Raw genomic sequence first — 25,299 nt, 5'->3', positions numbered from 1 at the left:
CATTTTTACAATTAAAAACAAGCAAACTCAAAAGCAGAAAAATATATTTTATCTTCATATTTATTTAACTTACACTACTTTTATTAGTTATTAATAGAGATGTAATTACCAAACCCTGGTGAATACGTATTTATAAGATTTAAACTTCCTTGGCTTACATCGTAAATGTGCAATCCATCTTCATCTGTTACATAAGCTATATTAGACTTAACAGTAACACCACTTGCATTACTTAATGCTTGAGAATCTACCACCACCATATTACTTAAATCTACCATAGTAACACCATCAAAACTACTTTGTAAAGGCGCAGAACTACTTGGTTTTGTAGTTATAAAACCATAATTACTATCCACTTTAAAAGCGGTTGCATATCCTGAAATATCCACTTCAGATACCGCTGAATAACCAGAAGTCCCTTCTTCTATTTTTTTAAGTTTTGCATCTTCAATGTTTGCTACAAAATGTTGAGTACCGTTATTTCTTATCCAACTATGAAAACTTGCGTTTGCGTTTGGATATGATGCTATATCTATATCTGTAGGAAAATCTAACATAAGATAATTAGAATTAACTGGAGAACTTGGGTCTATAACATCAAAACCGTATAATCCGGCCCAAATACCTAAAGCAGTCATTCTATTATTAATTAACGATAAGCTCATAACGTCATGATTCTCAAAAGAAGTTACTGCTTGAGTAGATAAATTTATATGGTGAATACCTCTATATTCATCTGAAACATATAAATAATCTCCAATTTTATCAATATCTGAAAGCCTTCCAAACTGTCCACTTTTTGCAATAGATTGATTTAGACTAACACTACCTGTATTTGTTACATCGTAACTGTTTAAAAATGGTTCAATGGCATCAAAATAGCCTAAATACGCAATATTATCTATTACCTCAACAAAGTACGCTGTGTTTGCTGTTGCCGAATACTCAACATAAGGTAAGTAAGGATCAAATACATTAACAATTTTAAAATCTGAACCATCTGTAATGTAAACATAATCTGACGCTGTTATAACCTCGTCTATATCTACACAGTATTGTCCTTCTACAAGGCCTTCTCCCGTACCAGAAAACTCTAATAATATTCTATCACCTATTTGAGATCCTCCTTGTACAGTTGTTAAGTTCATTGGATATTGTGAAGTCCCATAAAAAGGATCATTATCTATTGACAAAAAGCTACCTCCTGTTGTGTTCCAATTTTGTTCTAAAGTAGAAGTGTCTCCACTATTTACTGCAAAAGTGTAAAAATTGGTAACAGTTGGACCATTATTATTAAAAATATGGAAATAATTACCTTGAGGGTGACCTGTTACATAATGCACTGTTAACGCTTGGTCATCTATTATATAATTTTCATTATAAGTAGATATAGTATAGCCTTGAGCATTAGTATCACAAGGATTGTATTGCACCTCTTCTGCATCGTCCGAATTACAACCAACAAATATTAAACCTATTATTAGTAGTAGTGTTATTTTATTTTTCATTTTAAAAATTTTTAAGTCGTTTATTTAAATTTATTCATCTACTGTTTCATCATAATCTTTGTTACTATTATTACGAATTTCTGCTATTAAAACATTTATAAAAAACGTATAATTATGGAAACATTTAGACTTGCTTTTAGTCTTCAAAAACACCTAATGTTCCTTCGTAATGTCCTGAAATTAATTCACCAGAAGTATTTACAAACGTATAGTCTACATCGATTGTACTGTTGGTTGGGTTTACATTATCTATGTTTATAGCATTAATTGTAACTGAATGTCCAAGTGTTGCTGGACTGTAAATAGTACTATTAGTTTCATTGCCTTCGCCAAATTCTACATTTGTACCATCTATATTTACAAACGTTTGCGGACTTGAAGAATCTACCTGCAAATCTGTAACAACATTAGAATCGTTACTTGAAGCGATATATGTAATACCAGCTGTTGGTGGAATACCTGTTTGTAAACTTGGGTTTACAGCAACATCTATGCTAAGTACAACAAATTGTGTTGTATTTACAGAAAGCAACACCTCATCACTCGTTCCGTTTATATCTGTATCGTTATCTAATAATCTTCCGTTTAAAAAGAAGAACCCATAATAATCTGGAGCTAATGGATAAGCATCATCATTATCTTCATCAATTTCTATATAAGCATTAGATGTTGGATAAAAAACAGGAGTTGTATTGTTTTCATGGTGCGTAAAACCATCGAGAGTTGTAGATGGATCTACTGAATCTGGCGTTACTTCGTCATCATTACTATCGCAACTAAACATTGTTACTGCGAGTAGTAGTAAAAGTGATTTTATAATTTTCATAATTAAATATTTTTAAGTTGAATAATGTTGTAATGTTAATCTAATATCAATCCTAAAGTTCCTTCATAGTGACCTGTAATCGTTGTGCCATTTGTATCTAAAAAAGTATAATCGATATCAATAGTGCTATTTGAGGGTGTTGAATAATCTATATTGATAGCATTAATATGTACAATGGGTCCAGATGTTCCAACGTAATACCAAGTACCATTAGCTTCTTGAATATGACAAAAATCTAGTCCGTTTTCTGTTCCAAAAGTAGGATCTGGTTGCACGTTATAACCCAATAATGAATCGGTTGAATAACCTGCATTAAATCCGTTTGTTAATACACTAGAAGCGATATAACTATTTCCAGAGCTAATTAGTCCTGCTGTTAAACTTGGATTAGAAGCACCTGCTATTACTTTTAACTTTACTAAATTGGTTGTATTGTCTGAGTATCCATAAGCATACCCAATACCTACATCTCCAAAAGAATCAGTCATTCTACCATCTGTAAAGAAAAAATTATAATAATCTGGAAAACCTCCGCCATCAATATCTGCTTGATCAATGGTAATGTATGCGTTCTCTGTTCCTTTAAAACTATTGTTAATTGTAAAACCGTCTGTTGGTGTTACAGGAATTGTTTGTTGGTCGTCATTATTATCACAACCAACTAGCGTTATTGTTACTAAGATTAATAATGCTTTAAGTGTTTTTAATGTTTTCATAATTAAATTATTTAAGTGTTCATCTTTATATCAATAAGACTCTAAAAATGTTACCCTAAGTTTATAGTTATTATGTATCTCTTCTTACATGAATTGTTCCTGTAATAGATCTTGTTACTCCATTAACATCTGTAAAATCTCCAGAAAAGGTAACATCAATATATTCCGTTGGATTTCCAAAATTTGTAATTATAAATTCAAAATTCTGTGTGGTTGTAGTATTTGTATTTAAATCAATTTCTGAGATAACTAATAAAGGTGCACTTGGATCTGTTAGACTATAAGAGCCAACTACTATTGTGTCTATTTCAAAATTAACTTCGTCAAATGATGTTTCACTATCAGCAAGCACCTGAAATCCGGTTATACCACTACCATTACCACTATTATAAGCACTAATCATAATCTGTTGCGTTGTAACAGCTGGTCCATTATCTACTTGATAGGTAATATATTCGTCTATAGAATTACAAGAAATAATAGTTCCTATATTGGATACTGGTTGAGAAAAGATAAAAGGAATCACTCCTGTAGATTGTGAATTATTATAATCTAAACCTTCTACAAAACCGCTTGTGCTTCCATTACATATTAATGTACTTATCTCAAAAACACCATTTTCTATGTATTGAATAGTTTGATATCCACCATAACTTAACTCTACATAACCATCTATTACAGGACTACCATTACAGTCTAAAAAGTTTCCAGTAATAGTTTGTAATGCTGGACTATTGGGTATCGTAATCGTTTCGTTTATCCAAGTTGTAGCATTAGTAAAAGGACCAATAGTGTTTGTTGACAAGGTATTTCCACAATCGTCGTAAGCAGTATATGTTATCGTTTGATTAGTTGGTACTACACCACATATTTCTCCTAACGCATTAGATACACCTGTTCCAGGAAAAGGATTACCAGGAAAAGATAAGTCTACATTTACATTAGCTAATGGATTTCCGTTAGCGTCCTCAACAGTTAAACAAAGTACTTCTGTTGGAAAATTTATATCGCAATTCCACCAAGAGAAATGAGATACAGTACCAACATATTCACTACCTGTTTTGGTTGCAAATCCATCTTCTACCCAATAACCAACAGCTTCATCAAAACTCCATAACGGAATAGTAACAGGTGCAGCGCCAGACAATACACTTGGAATTGGCATTCTAATTTCAGCAGTGCTTCCAGCTGCTATTTGAAGAGGATTACCACTTGCATCTGTTAAACTAACATGCAACATACCATAGGTTTGTAACATTTCGAAATCATCTGCAGTTGTTTTTCCTAAAAGCATTCCTGGCATTTCGTTAGCAATAGTTGGACTAGCAGGATCTATATGGTTCATCGAGTAATTAACGACTCCGTTATAAGCATTACCGGAAGCATCTTCAAAACCGCCATTAAAGGTTACTTTTGTTCCATTAATTAATTGTATTTGACTGTTTAATGGTAGTGGCTGTATGTTTTCTGTTAACAATACTAAATCTACCTGACTAACATCTTGTGTAGGCGCTACCGTTTTTAATCCTTTTAAATAGCCTATTTTATTTACTTCTATACAGGCAAAGCGCTCTTGTACTGTAGCATTTTTTATAATAAAAACACCTTTTGCATCTGTTGTTGCCGTTTTTGTACCTATGCTTACTAAAGCGTTACTAATTGCAACGTTAGATTCGTCTTTTATAGAACCCATAAAATCACGTTGCACTTGACTTCCAAATTCAAATTCTTGATTTGTTCCTCCCGAAGTACCTTCGCCGTCTATCGATTCATTTTTATTACAACTATAAATGGTAAGGGCTAATAAAAATAGCAATATTGGTTTTAAAAAATTTTTCATTATTTATAATTTTAGAAGATTATTGTTTTTTTATTAATTAGTTTCAAATCCTAAAGCGATATAAGGAATAGCGGTATCATATTCTGCTGTTCCTCCACCTTCAAAACTTGAGGCTTCAAATTTTACATTAACACCTGTTATTGGATATAAAAAAGAAGTGTTATCTGTTTTCTCTATAATTTTACCTTCTGCTTGATTTATATTAGTATAACCTGGAGCAATTGTTCTCCATACGCTAATATAATCTCCTGCTTGTACACTTAATGTTTGAGAGATATTATGAAATTCTAACTGAGACTGAGAAAACGAAAAATCATCTTCGTAAATAAATCCGTTATTATTATTCGTCATTTTAATAGTATAATTACCCGAGTAGCCTATAGGATTTTGATAACCTACACTGCATATATTGCCATCGGCAAGTATTCTTATAGCATAATGGTGTACTTCTAATGGTTTTCCATCAATTATACCTGTGTAACCGTTTGCACTAGAAAAAGTATCTGCTACTTCTGTAATTACATAACCTTCGTTACAACTATTTACAGGTGTATTTAAATTATCGTCGCTACTGCAGCTAGATATTATAAAAACCAATAGTATTAAAAGTGTTTTAAGTGAAATTTTCATGATTTAAGTTTTAGTATTTACAACTTATATAAAGACAGCAACCATTTTGTTACCCTTATTTAAGAAAAAAGAATCGGTAATAGTCACTCACGTAAATAAAACCGATTCAGTATTCAGATTAATAGCATTTTAAAAATAACAATAAAACCGACAATAAAATATTGCTATTTTACAACACGTTGTTTTCATTCTATAAAAAAGAGCTTTCATTCCATGAACGGTTTTCTTGTACAATACTTAAAAACATATTAAGTTTGTTCAATATTTAAAACCGAATATAAATGGGAGATCAATTATTAAACTTATTAATGTATGCTATACCGTCTTTAATTGTTGGAGCTATAGCTTTTTTGTTTTTTAGAGAACATATAGAAAATGAAGATAATAGACGTAAGTTTATAATGCACAAACAGCTTCAAAAAGAAGCTTTACCGCAACGTTTGCAAGCTTACGAAAGACTATCTATATTTTTAGAACGTATTTCTCCTAACAAGTTATTAATTAGAGTTACACCTCTTTCTAGTAACAAAGATGATTACGAAGCGCTTCTTATTAAAAATATAGAACAAGAATTAGAACACAACTTGTCTCAACAAATTTATGTTACAGATAATTGTTGGAGTATTATTAATGCTTCTAAAAGTGCTACGGTACAACTAATAAGAAAAGCTGCATTAAGCGATAAAGTAGATTCTGCAAATAAACTAAGAGAAGTTATTTTAACAGATATGATAGATAAAACACCACCAAGTAGCGCAGGATTATCTTACATAAAACAAGAAGTTAGCGAGCTATGGTAAAACTAAAGTTAACACTCAATAAAAATAAAAAGCCATATCTAATCGATATGGCTTTTTCTTTTTAAATGTCTTCTAAATCTCTACTTATTGGCACTGTAGAATCTATAGGATCACTATCACCATGCTTTTCTTGTGCATATAAATAACCTTCCATCCACCATTTCTCCATTAATCCTTTATTAAAAATAAGTGAATTTTCTGTTAGTTTTGTTGGTGTATAATACAAGTTAAGCTTTACATTTTTATGTCTTGCTGCTAGTTTACCTATGGTTATATCTCCTCTTTCAACCTGATCAAGTAAATGACCAAAAAGGTTTATCATTAAAGAAAACGGATTTTTACCAAGTACTTTATTGTATTCTAAATTTTCACTTTCAAGAATAATAGCATCAATTTCTGTAGCGCCTCTGTTTATCGCTTCTCGAATAGGCACAACACAACCTAAACCTCCATCGGCATACTCAAAGCCATTCTTTTTAACTAAAGACATAAATGGTATATAGTTACAAGAGATCCAAATCCAATCGCAAAACTCTTCATAATCAAAATCGTTAATAGATTTATATTCAGTTCTGTTTTTAGAAAGATTAGCAACCGTTACAACAACATCTTCTTTTGTATCTCTAATTTTATTAAACTCTTCTATAGTAAAATTCTTCTTAATAAGCTTTCTTAAAGATTTACTTTCACCAAATGTGCGTTTCTTTTTTATAAACTGAAGCATCGTATTAAAGTAGTTTATAGACACATATTCTCTACCTTTTTTCTTTTTTACTACAAACGGGTTTATACTAAAAATAGAATGCTGATTAACGTGCGTAAACACATCGTACAACTTACCAATATCGTTTGAAGCCAAATGTGGTACAAGCAAACTTCCTGTTGATGTTCCTAAATACATGTCGTACTCACGACCTTCTTGCTCAATTAAATATTGTGCTACACCTCCTGCAAATGCACCTTTACTTCCTCCTCCTGAAATTACTAATGCTCTCAATTAATACTTATTTTTTATTGGTTAGTAGGCTTGATCAACAATAATACTAGATAATTTATTGCTTTTTAAGTTCTTCCTGCAAATTAGCGATAATCTCTTTATATTTTTCGTCTTCGGATAATGTTTTTAATAAATCTTTTGCAAAACTCTTAAATCTCCAATTATGATGCTTTGTTGCATCTATTAAATTTAAAAATGTTTCAGTATTAAAAACTTGTAAATTATTAATATAAGAAAATGCATTTTGTCGTGTTTCAACACTATACTTAGCATTTGTATAATCGCTTAATTCATTAATATAGTTCCTGTTTAATCCCGCATTATATTCTGGTGTTAATAACGCCAAGGTTAACCATAAAGACCTCACGTTTTTATTGTTAAAACCAATAACACCATCTGTAGCATTTAAATAATTAGCTCTATCGCTAGGAAACTTAGACCATAAATTCATCAACGCAATTTCTATTGTAGTGTACGATGCGTCTTTTAACAACGATTCGCTTTCCGCTTTAAAACCATCTGGAATGTACCTTGCCAATAATTGTCTTGTTTTTATTTCATTAGAATTAAAAGCTTCTTGTATTAAATCTTTATACGTTGGATAATCTGGTTTCTTTATCGCTTCTTTTAAAACCGCTTGTCTTTCTGTATAAAATCCTTTTGGTAGCTCTGTAACCAAGCTAGAAGCAATGTATCCATTCTCATCTGTTCTGTAGGTTAAATAATCGGCATCGTCTATAGTTTCTAAAAAAGCAATACTTTCATTCTGTTTTAGAGTGGTTCTCATTTTTGCTATTGGCAATTTTTCAGATAATAACCATTCGTTTTCAAAACTGCTTAAATTTTGTCCAGACACTTTTTCAACTTCAGCTAAAAAATCATGAGTCTCTACATTTTTAAAAGCATACTTATTCAAATAAACCTTAACTGCCTCTTTAAACGCCTTCTCTCCTACTTTCTCCTTTAAAACATGTAAAGCCCAAGCGCCTTTTTTATAAAAGGTCGTACTACTTGCTTTCGGGTCCAGTAAAGCTGTTGCCTCTTCTGCTACTTCTTGATTAATTAACTCCTTTGCATATTCGTAAAGCGTATTGTAGTAATAATCATCTCCAAAAACAGCACGTTCGGCCAATAAAGCATAATATGTTGCAAAACCTTCTTGCAACCAATGGTGCTTGCTTTCTGTTGCTGTTACAAAATCGCCAAACCACTGGTGCGCCAATTCATGTGCGTTTACGTTTACGTAGTTTTTATCTACAAACGAAGTTTCATCAATCATAAAATCGTCGCTAAAAATAGTAAGACTTGTATTCTCCATTCCAGAATATAAAAAGTCTTTAACTGGAACTTGCTTGTAGTTTTGCCATGGATAAGCCACACCTATTTCTTCTTCTAAGAAATCGAACATTTGCTTTGTGTAACGATACGTTGGCTCTACTCTTGCAGAATCTTCAGGATAGTAATACAATTCTAATGGTATTCCGCTTTTAGAAACAATCTCCTTTTTATTGTATTTACCAATCGCTAATGCTACAAGATAACTTGCCATTGGTTTTTGCATATCGTAATGCCATGTGGTGGTTGATTCGTTAATTTGTTTATCTGTTAGTTTTCCGTTAGCCAAAACTTCGTAACCATTCTCATAAGTAATAGACAAATCGAATTCTATTTTATCATTAGTATCATCTATACTTGGTAACCAATTACTAGTATATTTTCCTTGACCTTGTGTCCAAATCTGATTTGAACCATCTTTCTCAACGAAGTATAGTGCTTTTTTAGGCTGAGCGAAATAAATCATTCTAAAAGAATATATCGAATCTTTTTTGAAATTATACTTATGCTTTTTGAAAACTATTTTATTATCCTGATAATCATTACTCGCGTGCAAGTTACTATCATGAATTTCATAATGATGAATATTATTTCGAACATCAATATATACTGAATCAATATCTTTTAAAACCTTAAAACTATAAATTGAAGAACCTTTAACCTCCTTTTTATTATTGTCAAAACCAATATCTGCTTTAACCGAAATAAAATCAACATATTCAGTTTGTTGCGCTTCCGCGGAAAAGCCCATTAGAGAGATTAAAATAAAAAGTAAGTATTTCATAAGTGAATTTTAACAAGTTTAGAGCAAAATACAATTTTTTAAGAATCTTATGGAAATACAAAAACACAATAAAAACCTAAATTTTAATAGATTCTTATTTTTTGTAGCAGCAACCTAATAATTATACTTTCACCTTAAAAAGAAATACATTAAATTCGTTTTCTAATGACAACAAATCTTCAAACTTCTATAGACTACCTAAAAGGTGTTGGACCAAATCGAGCCGATTTGCTTCGCAAAGAACTTGGTATACATACCTACCAAGATCTTATAAATCTATTTCCAAATCGTTATTTAGATCGTACAAAATACTATAAAATAAACACGCTATATCAAAATACTGCCGAAGTTCAAGTTATAGGAAAAATTACAAGTTTTAAGGAAATTGCACAAAAAAGAGGCAAGCGTTTAGTGGCTACTTTTCAAGACGAAACTGGCACCATGGAATTGGTTTGGTTTCGTGGTCAAAAATGGATTCGCGAAGGTCTAAAAACAAATACGCCATATGTAATATTTGGCAAGGTAAATAATTTTGGAGGGAAGTATAATATGGCACATCCCGACATTGAATTATTGAAAGAACATGAGCAAAATTTACGCTCTGCTTTGCAACCCATTTATCCATCGACAGAGAAGTTATCGACCAGAGGAATCACGAACAGAATGATGACAAAAATCATGCAAAATTTGTTCATAGAAACTGGTGGAAAGTTCGTAGAAACGCTCTCTAAAAACTTGCTTGAAAATTTAAAATTAGTACCTAAATCTGAAGCGCTTTTAAACATTCATTTTCCTAAAGATTCCGAAGCACTTTTTAAGGCAGAATTCAGACTAAAATTTGAAGAATTATTTTACATACAATTACAATTAATTCTTAAAAATTTAATCCATAAATCGAAGATAAAAGGTTTTCCATTTGAAACCGTTGGCGAACCATTTAACACCTTTTTTAAAAACCATTTGCCGTTCGAATTAACTGGTGCACAAAAAAGAGTACTCAAAGAAATTAGAGCAGATATGGGTAGTAATGCCCAAATGAACCGCCTTTTACAAGGCGATGTGGGCTCTGGGAAGACTATTGTAGCACTAATGTCAATGCTAATAGCGGTTGGCAATGGTTTTCAAGCGTGTTTAATGGCGCCTACTGCTATTTTGTCAGTACAGCACTATAATGGATTAGTTGATCTATGTAAAGATTTGAAAATCAGTATTAAACTTCTTCAAGGTTCAAGTAAAACTTCAGAACGTCTAGAGATCCACGAAATGCTAGAAAGTGGCGAATTAGACATCCTAATTGGCACACATGCTGTACTCGAAGATAAAGTGAAATTTAAAAATTTAGGCTTAGCAGTTATAGACGAGCAACACAGATTTGGTGTAAAGCAACGTTCTAAATTATGGAAAAAAAACACCTTCCCTCCTCACGTTTTGGTAATGACTGCGACACCAATTCCAAGAACATTAGCCATGTCCGTTTATGGTGATTTAGACATCTCTGTAATTGACGAATTACCACCTGGTAGAAAGGCCATAAAAACAGTCCACAGATACGACTCAAACAGACTAAAAGTTTTTCAATTTATACGTGCCGAAATCAAGAAGAAAAGACAGGTTTATATTGTCTATCCTTTGATACAAGAAAGTGCCCAAATGGACTACAAAGATTTAATGGATGGCTACGAAAGTATCGCTCGAGATTTTCCTGCTCCAGAGTTTCAAATCTCCATAGTTCATGGCAAAATGAAACCCGCAGATAAGGAGTTCGAAATGCAACGTTTTATAAAAGGACAAACACAAATTATGGTGGCAACAACTGTAATTGAAGTTGGCGTAAATGTGCCAAATGCATCAGTCATGATTATAGAAAGTGCAGAGCGTTTTGGGCTCTCTCAATTACACCAATTAAGAGGTCGAGTTGGTCGTGGTGCAGAACAAAGTTATTGCATTTTAATGACGAGTCACAAGCAATCTGAAAACAGTAAAAAGCGAATTGAAACCATGGTAAAAACCAACGACGGTTTTGAAATTGCAGAGGTAGATTTAAACCTTCGTGGACCTGGAGATATTATGGGAACACAACAAAGTGGAATACTAAATCTTAGGATTGCAGATATTATAAAAGACAGCGACATATTAAAACATGCAAGACACCATGCTAAAAAACTTTTAGAAAAAGATCCTTCACTTGGTCATGCAGAAAATGCTGTAATTTTAGAAACTTACAGACAAATGAGTAAGTATAAAAACATCTGGAATTATATTAGTTAGTTTTAAGTTACAGTCACAGTATTTAACTTCCTATTGTTATTCTTTTGACACGAATAATACTAATTATCATTAATCTGTGCGGTCTTACTCTTAACTAAAATCTCACAAATTATTATCGTTTTACTCAAAAGCTAATCGCACACCGCTCCTTCCTTCAAATGAAGGAAGGTGGTTTTACAAAGTAAAAGTAGATGGTTTGAAGAAAAAGAGAGAAGCTTCTTTTTTATTAGTATTACTTTAGCAAACAACTCGTAAGCTTCGACTAAAACTAAAGACTTATCTCTCACAACTTATGGAAACAACAAAAACAGATATACTTATTATTGGTGGTGGTTTAACCGGCTTAACACTCGCTTACTATCTTAAAAGCATAAACATAAAAGTCAAAATTCTAGAAGCTAACAACACAGTTGGTGGCAGAATTAAAACACAATACAATACCAATCAAGCACCAATAGAATTAGGAGCTACATGGTTAATAGACCAACAAACTAATGCATTAGCGCTCCTAAAAGCGCTTGATACACCTATTTTCGAACAACATTATGGTAACACAGCCATTTACCATCCTAATCAAGATCAAGCAGCGCAATTAGTACAATTACCACCAAACAATGCTGCTAGTTATCGTGTTGCAAATGGCACCTATTCTATTATTAAAGCTTTAGAGCAAAAACTAGATACCAATACCATTGCATGTAACCAAATCGTGCAATCTATTAAATTGCTTCCCGATGGTTTAGAAGCCAAAACAAAAGACGTAACATACCATTGTAAACATATCGTTTCTACACTTCCACCATTATTGTTTTCTAAAAGCATAACCACAGAACCCGCATTACCAATAGCTATTCAAGACCTTTTAGAGCACACTCACACTTGGATGCATAATTCTATAAGAATTGGCTTTACCTATAAAACACCATTTTGGAAAGCAGAACGTTCCAGTGGCACCATTTATAGTAGTGGTGATATTATTCAAGAGTTTTACGACCACTCGAATACAGATGAAAGCACATTTGCTTTAAGCGGTTTTATAAACGCTTCATTCTCTAAATACACTAAGGAAGAACGAAAAAACACAGCCTTAAAACAACTACAAAGCTATTATGGAAAACAAGCTTTAGATTTTGAAAGCTACGCAGAGTGTGTTTGGGAAAACGAAAAACACACAACTGTTTCCAGCGACAGCTTTTTAATGCCACAAACCAATAATGGTCATCCACTATTTCAAGACTCTTATTTAGATAACAAGTTATTTATAGCTGGAGCCGAAACGAGCCCTACATTCTCTGGTAAAATGGAAGGCGCCATTAGTAGTGCTCAGTTTGTTTTTAATAAACTGAAGGCTATTTACAAATAAAAACTTTTTAGCATCGTCAGTTCAAGTGATACGACTTTAGGAGTTTTGTATCGAGAACCTTTTTAAACGTAGCTAAACCTTGAAAAACTATAACGACATCTCGATACAAAATTCTAAAAAAGAATTTCACTCGAAGTGACACGTGTAAACTATTTCTATTATAATTATCTTTACAAAAAATAGTAAACTATGAGCATGCTTCACCTAAAATTAGAAACCGATCCACGTTGGGTAACCATTGTAGAAAGTAATATTGAAGAAATATTAACAGATCATGCTTGGTGTGAGCAAAAAGCAGCAACCAATGCTATTACTATTATTACACACAATAGTGAACACGAAGAACTGGTTACAGAACTTTTAAAGCTTGCTAAAGAAGAGTTAGAACATTTTCAAATGGTGCACGATATCATTAAAAAGCGTGGATACACTTTAGGTCGTGAACGTAAAGACCATTATGTAAACCAACTATACAAGTTTATGAATAAAGGCGGTAGCAGACAACAAAGTTTTGTCGATCGTTTACTATTCTCTGCTATGATTGAAGCACGAAGCTGCGAACGCTTTAAATTGCTTTCTGAGCGTATTAATGACGAAGAACTCTCTAAGTTCTACCACGATTTAATGATTAGCGAAGCTGGACACTACACCACTTTTATAACCTTTGCTAGACAATATGGAAAAGGTATTGATGTCGATAAACGCTGGCAAGAATTAGTGGAGTTCGAAGGTATACTGATAAAGAGTTATGGCAAGAGCGAAACTATACACGGATAATTAATTTATTCTATTAACTTTTATTAGCCATAACATTAGCTAAATAACTAGCATCTTTTGATACGCCTCCTAATGTTGCAGATCCACGAGTAAACATCCAAGGCAACCCTATAAAGTATAATCCATCTATATTACTAACACCTCTGTAATTTTTAGGGTAACTATTTTCGTCTAACTCTAATCCTTCAATCCATTTAAAATTTGGACGATAACCTGTTGCCCAAACAATATTTTTAATGGTATCCTTTTTTTCTGTTTCAAAAAAGATTTCTTCATTTAAAGCATCTTTTGTTCTTCCTACAGATATTACATTCTCTCTTGACAGAATCTCTTTAACGTCTGTACCAATAACTGGCTGAGTAGAAGAGTTAATCCTCTTTCCAATCCAACTATACTTACTATAACTTAAAAAGCCAACTATTGTAAACCACCACCATAGTGTTTTACCTAAAAAATGCTGAGGTAATGATCTTACAGTTGTATCTCCAGAAAAATAAACAGTTCTATTTTTATCTTTAGAGATTTCGTTTAGTATTTGATATCCTGAATCTCCTCCACCTACAACTAGAGCATCTCCTTCTTGTAATTGATGCACACCTTTATAGTAGTTACTATGCATTTGAAGAATCTTTTCTGATATTTTTGTATGACAAGGCGGTGTGTAAGGAATATGAAAAGGACCTGTTGCAACAATTACATTTCTAGCTTCAATTTCACCATCTTTATGTGTAATAAAAAAACCTTCTTTTGTTTTACGTACCGATGTAACTAATGTATTTAATTGTACAGGAATATTAAACTTCTCTACGTATAATTTAAAATAGTTAGCTACTTCAACTTTAGTAGGATAGTGCCCTTTAGCAGCATCAAACTTTAAGCCTGGTAAATGATTATATTCTGTTGGAGTAAACAATTTCAAAGAATTCCATCTGTTTAGCCATGATGCACCAATTTCGTTTTCACCATCAATAACCACAAACTCCTTTTTCATTAGTTTTAAATGATAAGCCATAGCTAATCCTGCTTGAGCTCCTCCAATTACTACATAATCTAACATCTTAATTATTTATTATAATTCTATGCAAAAGTAGAAACAAATGCAAGAACTATCAGCCATAATCTTAATTATAAAAGTTCTTCTATTATTACTCTAAAAAAACACTTAAATAATAATCAATAAGAAATAGTAGTGATTCTATAAAAACGACATCCTGTAACAACTCTATAACCTACTCAGCCAACAACTTAGCAACAAATGCTTTAAATTCTGTTTTAAACTCTGTAAATTTTACGCCAGTTGCAGGACCATTAAAACCTGTATGTATTTTGCGCACTTTACCTTTTTTATCTACAAAAACCGTAGTAGGATAACTTAATACATGGTTAAGCATTGGTAGTTTTTCTTGCGCTTTTTGTTTACTTGTTGTACCTGTTTGCGCCAATAAAATAGGATACGTAATATCAATTCTATCTTTTAAACGCTTAATACTTTTAAAGGCTTTTTTGTCAGTTTTAGCATACTCAAAAGCTAAGGCCACAATCTCTAAACCTTTATCTTTATTCTCTTTGTAGAATTCTGCATAGTATTTACTCTCATCTAAACAGTTAGGACACCAAGTTCCCATAATTTGCACTAAAACTACTTTATTTTTAAAACGCTTATCGGCTAAAGAAATTATATCTCCCTCAGCATCTGGAAAAGCAAAAGCTAAACTATCGTAACCTTCATTTAAATACGTCAAAGCATCTGCGCTTGGTAATTGATAACTTTCGTTTCTTTTTGCAGTAAAAGGTTCTTCCCAATGGCTTCCGGAGTAAAAAGTTCCATTAATTGTAGAATCGGTTACTTTTCCGGTAAACAAAAAGGCATGTGCACCATCAAACGTAGAAAGCTTTAAATCTACCCCATTAATTACTCCTTCTAAAAAACGATAATCTCCTGTTTCTGTTAAAAACGTTCCTGTAACTTCGTTTCCGTTTTGTTTAAAAACACCTTTTGCAATGTATTTGTCTGCTTCAGTTTCTGGACTAAATACCGTTTCCCAATTTCCAGTAATATTTGCTTCGGCTTTAGCCTTAACATTAAAACGTGTGTTATTTTTTTCAGCTTTAAACGGCACCACCCTATCTTTCCCTTCTATTATAAAGTTCCCTGTTAACGTTTGGTTTTTAACTTTAGCTGATAATAAAGCCTCGAAAACAGGCATATTTATAAATACAGAATCGTTACGGTACTCTATTTCATTAACCTCTATTTGTTCTTCGGCATTAAAAACAGTAAGATTATTAGCATCTTTTACTTTAAATGTAAATGGCAATACTTCTGTATCGTTTATTTGAAGCTCTGCTCTATAATCACCATAACTTAGAAACTCTTGTGTAGATTGTTCCTGACAAGAAAAAATTAATGTAATGGCTAAAAGCGCTAGTATTTTATGCATTTTGGAGTGTTTTAAATATTATTCGAAATAACAACAAAAACCTAACAAATAAAAACGCAAAAAAAAAAAAAGACACCGCTTTCGCAGTGCCATTTTCATAAAATAAGGCTTGAGGGAAACCTCATTTTAAATTATAATTTAGGCTTTATCATCGTCATTATCATCAAGATCACCTTCCTTAGTCCCTTCACCTTCCATGCGCTTTGGCTCTGTCTTTTCATCTTTTAATTCAGATGATTTTACAACTTCTGCATCTTTTCTTAGAATTGTTTTAACCTCAATCTCTTCTTTTTCAACTTCAACTTTCTTCTCTACTTTAACCTCTGCGTCTACTTTCTCTTGTGCCGTAACAAATTGTGTACTTGCAAAAACTAATGCTATTGCTAAAAATAATACTTTTTTGAAATTTTTTATTTTTGAGATAATTTTAAGTGGATTAGTAATTTATATATAACAGTAGATACGGCGATAAAAGAAAATTAGACTTTTCAATTATAACATTTAACACTTTTTCAAGAACAAATTTATTACAATAAAAAGCGATTCTTTGGTTTTAAAAAGCCGGAACTATTGTTATATTTGCGCTCTTAAAGCACACCACATGAAGATTTCTTACAACTGGATAAAACAATTTATAAAGACAGATTGGACACCAGAACAAACTAGCGAATTACTTACAGATTTAGGCCTTGAAGTAGAAGGTTTAGACACTTACCAAAGCATAAAAGGTGGATTGGAAGGTATTGTAGTTGGAGAAGTTTTAACCTGCGAACAACACAGTAATGCAGACAAACTTAAGGTTACTACCGTAAATATTGGAGCCGATGCTCCTGTACAAATTGTTTGTGGAGCACCAAATGTTGCTGCTGGCCAAAAAGTACCTGTTGCTACAATTGGCACTACTTTATATACTGAAGAAGGTGAAGCATGGACCATTAAAAAAGGTAAGATTCGTGGAGAAGAAAGCTTTGGAATGATTTGCGCTGAAGATGAACTTGGTCTTGGTAAGTCTCACGATGGTATTATGGTTTTAGATCCAGATACTATTGTTGGTACTGCTTGTGCCGATTTATTTGATATTGAAAACGACCAGGTTTTTGAAATAGGTTTAACACCTAACAGAGCAGATGCAATGAGCCACTTTGGTACTGCTCGTGATTTAAAAGCTGGTTTACAACATAAAGACATAAATCTAGAATTAATAACGCCTTCTGTGAGTTCTTTTCACGTAGATAGCCGTTCATTAAAAATAGATGTAGATGTACAAAATAAAGAATTAGCACCACGTTATTGTGGCGTTACCATATCTGGAGTAAAAGTTGCAGAGTCTCCAACTTGGATACAACACCGCTTAAAAGCTATCGGTTTATCACCAATAAATAATATTGTAGATGCTACAAATTATGTATTACACGAACTAGGGCAACCACTTCATGCTTTTGATGCTGATAAAATTTCTGGCAATAAAATAGAAATAAAAACTGTTGATAAAGGTACAAAGTTTACAACTTTAGATGGTATTGAGCGCGAATTACACGAAGACGATTTAATGATTTGTGATACAGAAAAACCTTTATGTATTGCTGGTGTTTTTGGCGGTTTAGACTCTGGAGTTTCTAATAATACAACTAAAATTTTCTTAGAAAGTGCTTACTTTAATCCTGTGAGCGTTAGAAAAACAGCAAAACGTCATGCTTTAAATACAGATGCTTCTTTTAGATTTGAACGTGGTATCGATCCAAACATTACAGAATATGCTTTAAAACGTGCTGCTCTATTAATTCAAGAGTTAGCAGGTGGTGAAATTACTAGTGATGTTTCAGATTCGTATTCTAATAAAATTGAAGACTTTCAAGTACATATAACTTTCGATAAAGTTACAAAACTTATTGGCCAAGAAATTGATAAGGAAATTATAAAAAGCATTTTATCATCTTTAGAAATTAAAGTTAATAATGTAACAGAAACTGGTTTAGGTTTAACGATTCCTGCCTATAGAAACGATGTGCAACGTGAAGCCGATGTAATAGAAGAAATTCTACGTGTGTATGGTTATAACAATATTAAAACCACAACAAAACTTAACGCTTCTATCTCTAATTCTTCAAAATTTGAAGATCATAAGCTACAAAATGTTGTTGGTAATCAATTAGCCGCTCAAGGTTTCTTTGAGATTATGGCCAATTCTTTAACAACTCCTACTTATATAACACTTAGCGATCAGTTAAAAGAAGAACACAATATAACAATGCTAAATCCTTTAAGTAACGATTTATCTGTAATGAGACAGTCGTTATTGTTTTCTGGATTAGAAGCTGTGTCTTATAATATTAACCGTAGACGAAGTGATTTAAAGTTTTTCGAATTTGGAAAAACATACCACGATTACAACGGTACACGTGAAGAATACAAGCATTTAACTTTATTTGTTACAGGAAATAAATCTCAAGAAAGTTGGGCAACACCACAACAAAAAGGAGATTTCTTTTACTTAAAAGGAACTATTGAAACGGCTTTAGAGCGTTTAGGAATATCTCGATACAGAGCAATGCCTACAAAAAACGATGCTTTTACAGAAGGGATACAGTATAGTCAAGGTAAAACAGTTTTAGTAGATTTTGGAATTGTAAAAAACAAGATTAATAAACATTTTGATATTAGTCAAGAGGTATTATTTGCAGATTTTAACTGGGATAATATAATTGAAATAGCAAAACGTAATAAAATTAAATTTACAGCAATACCTAAGTATCCTGAAGTTAGACGTGATTTTGCGCTTTTATTAGACAATAAAGTAACTTTTGAAGAAATACATACTATTGCAAAACAAACTGAAAAACAACTACTTAAAAACGTAAATCTTTTTGACGTCTACCAAGGTAAAAACTTACCTAATGGCAAAAAAAGTTACGCTGTAAGTTTTATGTTTCAAGACGAGCATAAAACACTTACAGACAAAGTCGTAGATAAGATAATGAACAAACTTCAAAAGAACTTTGAGAGTAAATTAGGAGCTGAATTAAGATAAAGTATGCTATTGTCTATTAGAAATATCGCGTTTATTTTTATAGTACTTTTTACTTTTAAAGTAAGCGCTCAAAGTATTATAGATGAAGAAAAAAAAGACACTTCCTCTACCGGAAGATTGTTGCTACATGATACTAAACAAGCTATATTAGGTGTAAAACATTCTTTTACCAGGCCTTTTCATTGGAAGAAAAAAGATTTCACAACGTTAGGAACTGTAATTCTTGGAGCCGCTGCGCTATCTACTGTAGATGACGAGACCAGTGCTTTTTTTGTGCGTCAAAAACCACCAAAACTTTTTCAAGAATTAGGAACTCGTTTTGGAAGTCCTCAAGTTTACTTTATTGCTAACGCGGGTATTTATGGTTACGGCTTATTTGCTAAGAACGAAAACATAAGAAAATTAAGTGTTTTAATTATTGCATCCTCTTTTACTACAGGTGTAATACAAAGTGTTAGTAAAACCGCTTTTGGTAGAACACGACCGCTAAATGGTTACAAAAGTAATGAGTTTAGATTTTGGTCTAAGGAATCTGGATTTCATTCTTTTCCATCTGGCCATACAGTACTATCTGTTACAATGTCTCATGCTATAGCAAAACAGTTTGATAACACTTGGTCCAAAATAGCTGTTTACTCTCTAGGATCTGTCGCTCCTATTTCTAGATTATTTGCTGGCGCTCACTGGCTTACAGATGTTGGTCTTGCAACTGCTTTAAGTATTGCAGTTGTAGATAGTGTAGATAAATTTCTATTCAACTCTAAAGCATATACCTACAAAAAAGAAAAACGCATTGCTTGGAACATGTCTTTTTCTGGTAACCAAATTGGATTAATTGGCACCTTTTAAATACTATTTATACCATATTTATTATAAAGGCAAAGTATTGATAACGAATCAAGTCTACATGTCAAAAAAAATACCATAAAACATTAATAAACAAACCATTACACAATACGTAATGGTTTTTCTTTTTAACAAGGATTTAACTTATCTCATAAAGTAGTCTTTTTCGCTATATTTTTATTAATATTGTTCCTTATCCAAACAAAACCTAACCAATGAAAAAAATTCTACTATTACTTTCTATTGCAATTATGATGAACAGTTGTGCATCTATACTTAATAGTAAAGTTCAAAAAAATGTTAACGTAAGAACCAAAAATGCTAAATCTGTAGTTTATGTAGATGATGTTAAGCAAGGATCTGGAAGAAATGTAAAATCTAAATTACCAAGAGATCGCCAAGTTAAACAACTTAAAATTGAAACTGAAGGCTTCAAAGATCAATACGTAGTACATTACCAAAATCAGAAATCGGCGTTACACATTTTATCTTGGGTTCCTTTTGGTGTATTATTCTACCCTCCTTTTATGGATTATGGACCTAAAAGTTTTAACTATAAAAAAGAAGTTTCAGTTAAAGAAAAATTAATACCTATTGCCATTAAAACTGAAGATCAAAAATACCTTTTTGTAAAAAACACAGAATTCGATCTTGATGAGAAGGCCTTAAAAATTAGAAAAATTAAGCACCGTTCCCTTAAAAAGAATAAGAAAAATAAGTTTAAAGACGTAGACACGAATGTAGATAAAATTGAATTTGATAATTCTATTTTTACATCCTCTTTAAACAACCTTTTATTAAAGTATAAGTACTCAGACTCTACTAATACTATTTTTAAAAACAAAACAAACTCTGCATACTTAAGTGCTAAAATTAGCAAGTTAGATATACAATATGTATATCAATCTGCTGCTAAACGTTCAATGAGTTTTTTACAAGCCGAAGTTAATGTTGCTTGGGATTTTCAAGATGTTTACGGACAAACAATCTATACTAAAAGTTACAAGGCTAAATCTGGACAGTTTTCTATAGATTATAATAAAGAAGCAACTGCTCTTTTAGCTGTTGAAGATGCTATAGCATCTTCTTTTTTAAACTTTATTGATAACAAAAAAGTTAAAGAGCATTTAAGTAAAGATAATATTGCTGTACAAAAAACGCTACCATACATTACACTATCTAAAGGAACAACTATTAATGATGTAGATTCTGCATTAAATGGAACAGTTACTATTAAGGTTGCCGAAGGTCATGGAAGTGGATTTAAAGTAAGTACAGATGGTTACATTTTAACTAATTTTCATGTAGTTGCTAATTCTAAAGAAGACATTACTGTTGTAACAAAAGATAATAAGGAATACAAAGCTAAATTAGTAAGACAGAGTGAAAATTTAGATTTAGCGTTATTAAAAGTAGATGCTACTTTTAACAGCCATTTTACTTTACCTGCAGCTAAAAACTACAAAACTGGTGATGATATCTTTATTATTGGAACTCCAACTACTGTAGAGTTAGGACAAACGTTAAACAAAGGTATTATTTCTGGAGACAGAGAAAATGAAGGAGTTAAATTAATTCAAACCGATGCTGGTGTTAACGGAGGTAACAGTGGTGGACCAATGATTAGCAAAGAAGGCACTTTAATTGGTGTTATTAATGCTAAATTATCTGGTGTTGGTATCGAAGGTTTAGGATTTGCAATTCCTGCAGAATTAATAAGCAAAGCATTATTTATTAAATAATAATTAAGCATATAATTACAAAAGCAAGTTATACAATGCCTCCAAAAAGTTTAATACTGTTTGGAGGTATTTTTATGTAAAGAAAAGACGCAACCTTTTATCACTTTATGCATCTATAAGTAAACAAGCATGAGGCAAATACTTTATTTTCTATCCATAGTTTTACTACTAAACTCTTGCGCTACATTAACAAATAGAAAAACAACTAAAATTTCTATTTCTGCAGATACAGAAAGTAACATTGTTTATAATACAGATACTATCGCTATTGGTAAACAGTCCATTAAAATAAAACCTTTACGATCTAGAGACTCTTTAAGTTTGGTAGTCTTAAAAGATGGTTATAAGAATGAATTCGATATAAAAGCAAAAAACAGTATTGCTTTTTTTACAAACATCCCATTTAATTATGGCTTAGGTATGTTGGTAGATTTAACTAACCAAAAACGTTTTACCTACAAAAAAAACCTTCATTTTTCTTGGGACAGTATAAATAACAACTTCAACCTATCCCTTAAAAAGATAAATGAAATAAAAAAAGGGACTACTTTTATATATACTTCTCCTCTTAATGCAATAGACGTATTCTCCACTCCTATGCTTACTTTAGGTACAGAATATTTTGTTTCTAATAACATTAGTATTAGCACAGAGTTTGGAACAAAATATACTGAACGCTTAAGAGATCAATCGAATACTACCCTTATAAAAGATAAAGGTTATTCTTTTAGAATAGAACCAAAACTATATAATAAAATTAATTTAACAGGAAACACAACTTTAAACGAATACTTAAGTTTAGAACTTCGGATTATTAAAAACAATTATAATGATAGCATAGGTTATTTTGAAAATCAACTTGATCCAAATCAAGAAATAGCATTAATTACAGACGATTTTGCTAGAAAAAAAACCATTACTTTAATTAACTTAAAATACGGAATTAACGTACCAGTCGGAAAATTGTTTTATTTCGATTTCTATTCCGGTTTTGGTATCAGATTAAGAAAAGTAGAAAACTTAGCTTTAGAGTTCGATAATGAAATACATTACCTAAGGGATGATGATAACCATTATGATTTTTTCCGTGACGAAGGTTTAAAGACCATTAATAAAAATAAAGAATTTAATTTTTCTTTAGGTTTTAAATTTGGCGTAAAATTGTAGCACCTTAAGAGAACAATAAACTTATTCTATTATAAACGACATAAAGAAATGACCAATAAAGAGCTTAAAGAATTTCTAGACGCTAAAGTAGAACAATACAATAGACCCGATTTTATCACTAGCGACCCAATACAAATTCCGCATTTATTTAGTAAAAAAGAAGACATTGAAATAGCAGGTTTTTTAAGTGCTACCATTTCTTGGGGAAACAGAAAAAGTATTATTACTAATTGTAAAAAAATGATGGATTTGCTCGATCATTCTCCTCACGATTTTATAATGAATCATCAAGAAGAAGATTTAGAAAAGCTAGAACCTTTTGTGCATAGAACCTTTAATGGACTAGATTTTATCACTTTTATAAAAAGTTTAAATCATATTTACACCAATCACAACGGCTTAGAAGCAGTTTTTGCAAAACATGCAGAAAAGGATTCGTTACAAAAAGCAATACATTATTTTAAACAATCCTTTTTCGAAATAGAACATTTACAACGCACTCAAAAGCATGTTAGCGATCCGCTAAAAAACTCGGCAGCAAAACGTATAAATATGTTTTTACGGTGGATGGTTAGAGACGATAATACTGGAGTAGATTTTGGTATTTGGAAATCGCTATCGCCTTCTCAATTATCTTGTCCGTTAGATGTGCATTCGGGAAATGTTGCAAGAAAACTTGGGCTTTTAAAACGAAAACAAAATGATGGTAAAGCATTAGCTGAATTAGATGCCGCACTCAAAAAACTAGACAAAACCGATCCTGTAAAATATGATTTCGCATTATTTGGTTTAGGTGTCTTTGAAGGTTTTTAGCTAGAAAAGAGATACTACTTATTTCTATAAATTAGTTTCTTTTTACTCCTTCTCTATCAAATCATTTAAAAATGAAATCTTCAATTTTTATTTTGCTTAACTTTGTCCTAAAGGATAAACAAATTACACACTAGTTTAATCCATTAATTTTAAACAATTTAACTCTAGTTTTAATTTGATAACTCCTAAAATTCCTAAAAATGAATCTGCTCGACTTAAAGCGGTTAACTCTTACCGCCTTTTAGACACTTTACCCGAAGAAGATTTCGATAATATTACAGGTTTAATTTCTAATGTTATAGATGTTCCTATTTCTCTAGTAACACTTATAGATCTTGATAGAAATTTTTTAAAGTCTCATCACGGTGTTCCTTTTAACGAGTCGCCAAGATCGACTTCTTTTTGTGGACATGCTGTTTTATGCGAAGATGATTTGTTTATTATTGAAGATGCAAGAGAAGATGAAAGATTTAAAGACAATCCATTAGTAAAAGAACACAACGCTATATTTTATGCAGGAGCTCCTTTAATAAATGCAGATGGCTTTGCTTTAGGAACACTCTGTATTTTTGATACTAAACCACGAGTTTTAAATAAGAAACAAAAAGAAATGCTAATTGTTTTAGCTAAACAAGTGGTACAACTTTTCGAGCTTAGAAAAAATAATTTAGAACTTAGAGAAGTACGTAAAGAATTAGTACAACAAAACGAAAAATTAAAAAATTTCGCAGGCCACGTATCTCATGATATGAAGATGCCTTTGGCAAATATGATAGTAACCTCAGATATTTTAAAAAAGAAATATGAAGGACAACTAGATGAAAAAGGTTTAGAGTATTTAGGCTATTTAAAAAGAGCATCGTTTACGCTAAGCGAATACATTTCTAATTTATTAGAACACTATGAGAGCGACAAAGTTGAAGGTGATTTTGAATCTTTTCATATAAATCATCTACTTGAAGATTTGGTAGATTTACTTCAAATAAATACTAATTGCCATATTAACTTCCCTGAACAAGATGTTGAAATAGAGTGTAATCATGTTGCTTTAGAGCAAATTTTACTTAACCTTATTGGTAACAGTTTAAAATATAGTGATAAAGAAAATACTGTAATTGATATTTCTTGTTTTGTAACAGATGATTTTTACAATTTCGAAATAACAGATAATGGTATTGGTATTCCTGAAGACAAATTAGAGTCTATTTTCGAGTTATTTTCTACTGTAGGCAACTTGGACCGTAATGGAAACAAAGGCCATGGTATAGGTTTATCTACAGTACAGAATTTAGTAAAATCTTTAGGAGGTACAATAGCAGTTAATTCAAAATTAGGAGAAAAAACTAGTTTCAGTTTTACTGTCGCTAAACCACACTAATATTCAATAAAATATATAGAATATAAAAAAGCCTGTTGAA

The 25,299-nt window shown here is 31.7% G+C and carries 19 protein-coding genes and 1 pseudogene; 11 read left to right on the top strand and 9 right to left on the bottom strand.

The genetic code is table 11. The features are described 5' to 3' along the window. Positions 1–83: 83 nt before the first annotated feature. The 5 genes from ASC41_RS11095 to ASC41_RS11075 form a co-directional block, all read right to left on the bottom strand. On the bottom strand, positions 84–1,508 hold the full coding sequence (locus ASC41_RS11095) for an LVIVD repeat-containing protein (protein WP_055436719.1): 1,425 nt from the start codon (positions 1,506–1,508) through the stop codon (positions 84–86). Positions 1,509–1,644: 136 nt separating this feature from the next. Continuing rightward, positions 1,645–2,334 (bottom strand): hypothetical protein, encoded by a 690-nt coding sequence (locus ASC41_RS11090; protein ID WP_152971463.1) that lies wholly within the window; start codon positions 2,332–2,334, stop codon positions 1,645–1,647. A 35-nt stretch (positions 2,335–2,369) separates the two neighbouring features. After that, positions 2,370–3,050 carry a hypothetical protein gene (locus tag ASC41_RS11085; RefSeq protein ID WP_055436717.1) on the bottom strand — a complete coding sequence of 227 codons (681 nt, stop codon included), beginning with the start codon at positions 3,048–3,050 and terminating at the stop codon, positions 2,370–2,372. 70 nt (positions 3,051–3,120) lie between these two features. Next, a complete protein-coding gene (locus tag ASC41_RS11080) occupies positions 3,121–4,890 on the bottom strand; it encodes a hypothetical protein (RefSeq protein WP_055436716.1) in 1,770 nt (589 codons plus the stop codon). Between the two features lie 33 nt (positions 4,891–4,923). Further along, positions 4,924–5,520, bottom strand: coding sequence for a hypothetical protein (locus tag ASC41_RS11075; RefSeq protein WP_055436715.1), 597 nt, complete (start codon positions 5,518–5,520; stop codon positions 4,924–4,926). 281 nt (positions 5,521–5,801) lie between these two features. Here ASC41_RS11075 and ASC41_RS11070 point away from each other — a divergent pair, with 281 nt between their 5' ends. After that, on the top strand, positions 5,802–6,320 hold the full coding sequence (locus ASC41_RS11070; RefSeq protein ID WP_055436714.1) for a DUF7935 family protein: 519 nt from the start codon (positions 5,802–5,804) through the stop codon (positions 6,318–6,320). Positions 6,321–6,381: 61 nt separating this feature from the next. Here the strand turns inward: ASC41_RS11070 and ASC41_RS11065 are convergent, their stop codons facing one another. After that, positions 6,382–7,317 (bottom strand): patatin-like phospholipase family protein, encoded by a 936-nt coding sequence (locus ASC41_RS11065; protein WP_055436713.1) that lies wholly within the window; start codon positions 7,315–7,317, stop codon positions 6,382–6,384. 55 nt (positions 7,318–7,372) lie between these two features. After that, positions 7,373–9,436 carry a M1 family metallopeptidase gene (locus ASC41_RS11060; protein ID WP_055436712.1) on the bottom strand — a complete coding sequence of 688 codons (2,064 nt, stop codon included), beginning with the start codon at positions 9,434–9,436 and terminating at the stop codon, positions 7,373–7,375. Positions 9,437–9,601: 165 nt separating this feature from the next. On the opposite strand from ASC41_RS11060, the gene recG reads away from it, so the two are divergent. The 4 genes and pseudogenes from recG to ASC41_RS11045 all read left to right on the top strand — a co-directional run bounded on the left by recG (position 9,602) and on the right by ASC41_RS11045 (position 13,844). Continuing rightward, a complete protein-coding gene (gene recG / locus ASC41_RS11055) occupies positions 9,602–11,704 on the top strand; it encodes an ATP-dependent DNA helicase RecG (RefSeq protein WP_055436711.1) in 2,103 nt (700 codons plus the stop codon). Between the two features lie 280 nt (positions 11,705–11,984). After that, positions 11,985–12,233: pseudogene (locus ASC41_RS17245) on the top strand (FAD-dependent oxidoreductase); the annotation flags it as partial. Then, a complete protein-coding gene (locus ASC41_RS11050; RefSeq protein WP_262494968.1) occupies positions 12,234–13,067 on the top strand; it encodes a flavin monoamine oxidase family protein in 834 nt (277 codons plus the stop codon). It begins immediately after the preceding pseudogene. 195 nt (positions 13,068–13,262) lie between these two features. Then, entirely contained in the window at positions 13,263–13,844 is a 582-nt protein-coding gene (locus ASC41_RS11045) for a MiaE family protein (protein ID WP_055436709.1), read from the top strand. Between the two features lie 13 nt (positions 13,845–13,857). Here the strand turns inward: ASC41_RS11045 and ASC41_RS11040 are convergent, their stop codons facing one another. Together ASC41_RS11040 and ASC41_RS11035 are read right to left on the bottom strand one after the other, a co-directional pair. Next, positions 13,858–14,901: a flavin-containing monooxygenase gene (locus ASC41_RS11040; protein WP_055436708.1), complete on the bottom strand. Its 1,044-nt coding sequence runs from the start codon at positions 14,899–14,901 to the stop codon at positions 13,858–13,860. 172 nt (positions 14,902–15,073) lie between these two features. Then, a complete protein-coding gene (locus ASC41_RS11035; protein WP_055436707.1) occupies positions 15,074–16,285 on the bottom strand; it encodes a TlpA disulfide reductase family protein in 1,212 nt (403 codons plus the stop codon). A gap of 601 nt (positions 16,286–16,886) precedes the next feature. Between ASC41_RS11035 and pheT the strand changes: the two genes are divergently transcribed. The 6 genes from pheT (at position 16,887) to ASC41_RS11000 (ending at position 25,259) form a co-directional block, all read left to right on the top strand. Then, on the top strand, positions 16,887–19,313 hold the full coding sequence (gene pheT, locus ASC41_RS11025) for a phenylalanine--tRNA ligase subunit beta (protein WP_055436705.1): 2,427 nt from the start codon (positions 16,887–16,889) through the stop codon (positions 19,311–19,313). A gap of 3 nt (positions 19,314–19,316) precedes the next feature. Next, positions 19,317–20,162, top strand: a complete 846-nt coding sequence (locus ASC41_RS11020) for a phosphatase PAP2 family protein (RefSeq protein ID WP_055436704.1) — start codon at positions 19,317–19,319, stop codon at positions 20,160–20,162. 212 nt (positions 20,163–20,374) lie between these two features. Next, the gene (locus ASC41_RS11015; RefSeq protein ID WP_055436703.1) at positions 20,375–21,901 is read left to right on the top strand and encodes a S1C family serine protease; all 1,527 of its coding nucleotides are present in this window, start codon (positions 20,375–20,377) and stop codon (positions 21,899–21,901) included. Between the two features lie 129 nt (positions 21,902–22,030). Further along, the gene (locus ASC41_RS11010) at positions 22,031–23,068 is read left to right on the top strand and encodes a hypothetical protein (RefSeq protein ID WP_055436702.1); all 1,038 of its coding nucleotides are present in this window, start codon (positions 22,031–22,033) and stop codon (positions 23,066–23,068) included. Between the two features lie 48 nt (positions 23,069–23,116). Next, a complete protein-coding gene (locus ASC41_RS11005; RefSeq protein ID WP_055436701.1) occupies positions 23,117–23,881 on the top strand; it encodes a TIGR02757 family protein in 765 nt (254 codons plus the stop codon). A 175-nt stretch (positions 23,882–24,056) separates the two neighbouring features. Continuing rightward, the gene (locus ASC41_RS11000) at positions 24,057–25,259 is read left to right on the top strand and encodes a sensor histidine kinase (RefSeq protein WP_055436700.1); all 1,203 of its coding nucleotides are present in this window, start codon (positions 24,057–24,059) and stop codon (positions 25,257–25,259) included. The last annotated feature ends 40 nt before the right edge of the window (positions 25,260–25,299 follow it).

This window comes from Lacinutrix algicola, from assembly GCF_001418085.1.
Lineage (GTDB): Bacteria > Bacteroidota > Bacteroidia > Flavobacteriales > Flavobacteriaceae > Lacinutrix > Lacinutrix algicola.
Note: the sequence above shows the minus strand (reverse complement) of the source record. Positions and strands in the feature narration are given on the sequence as shown.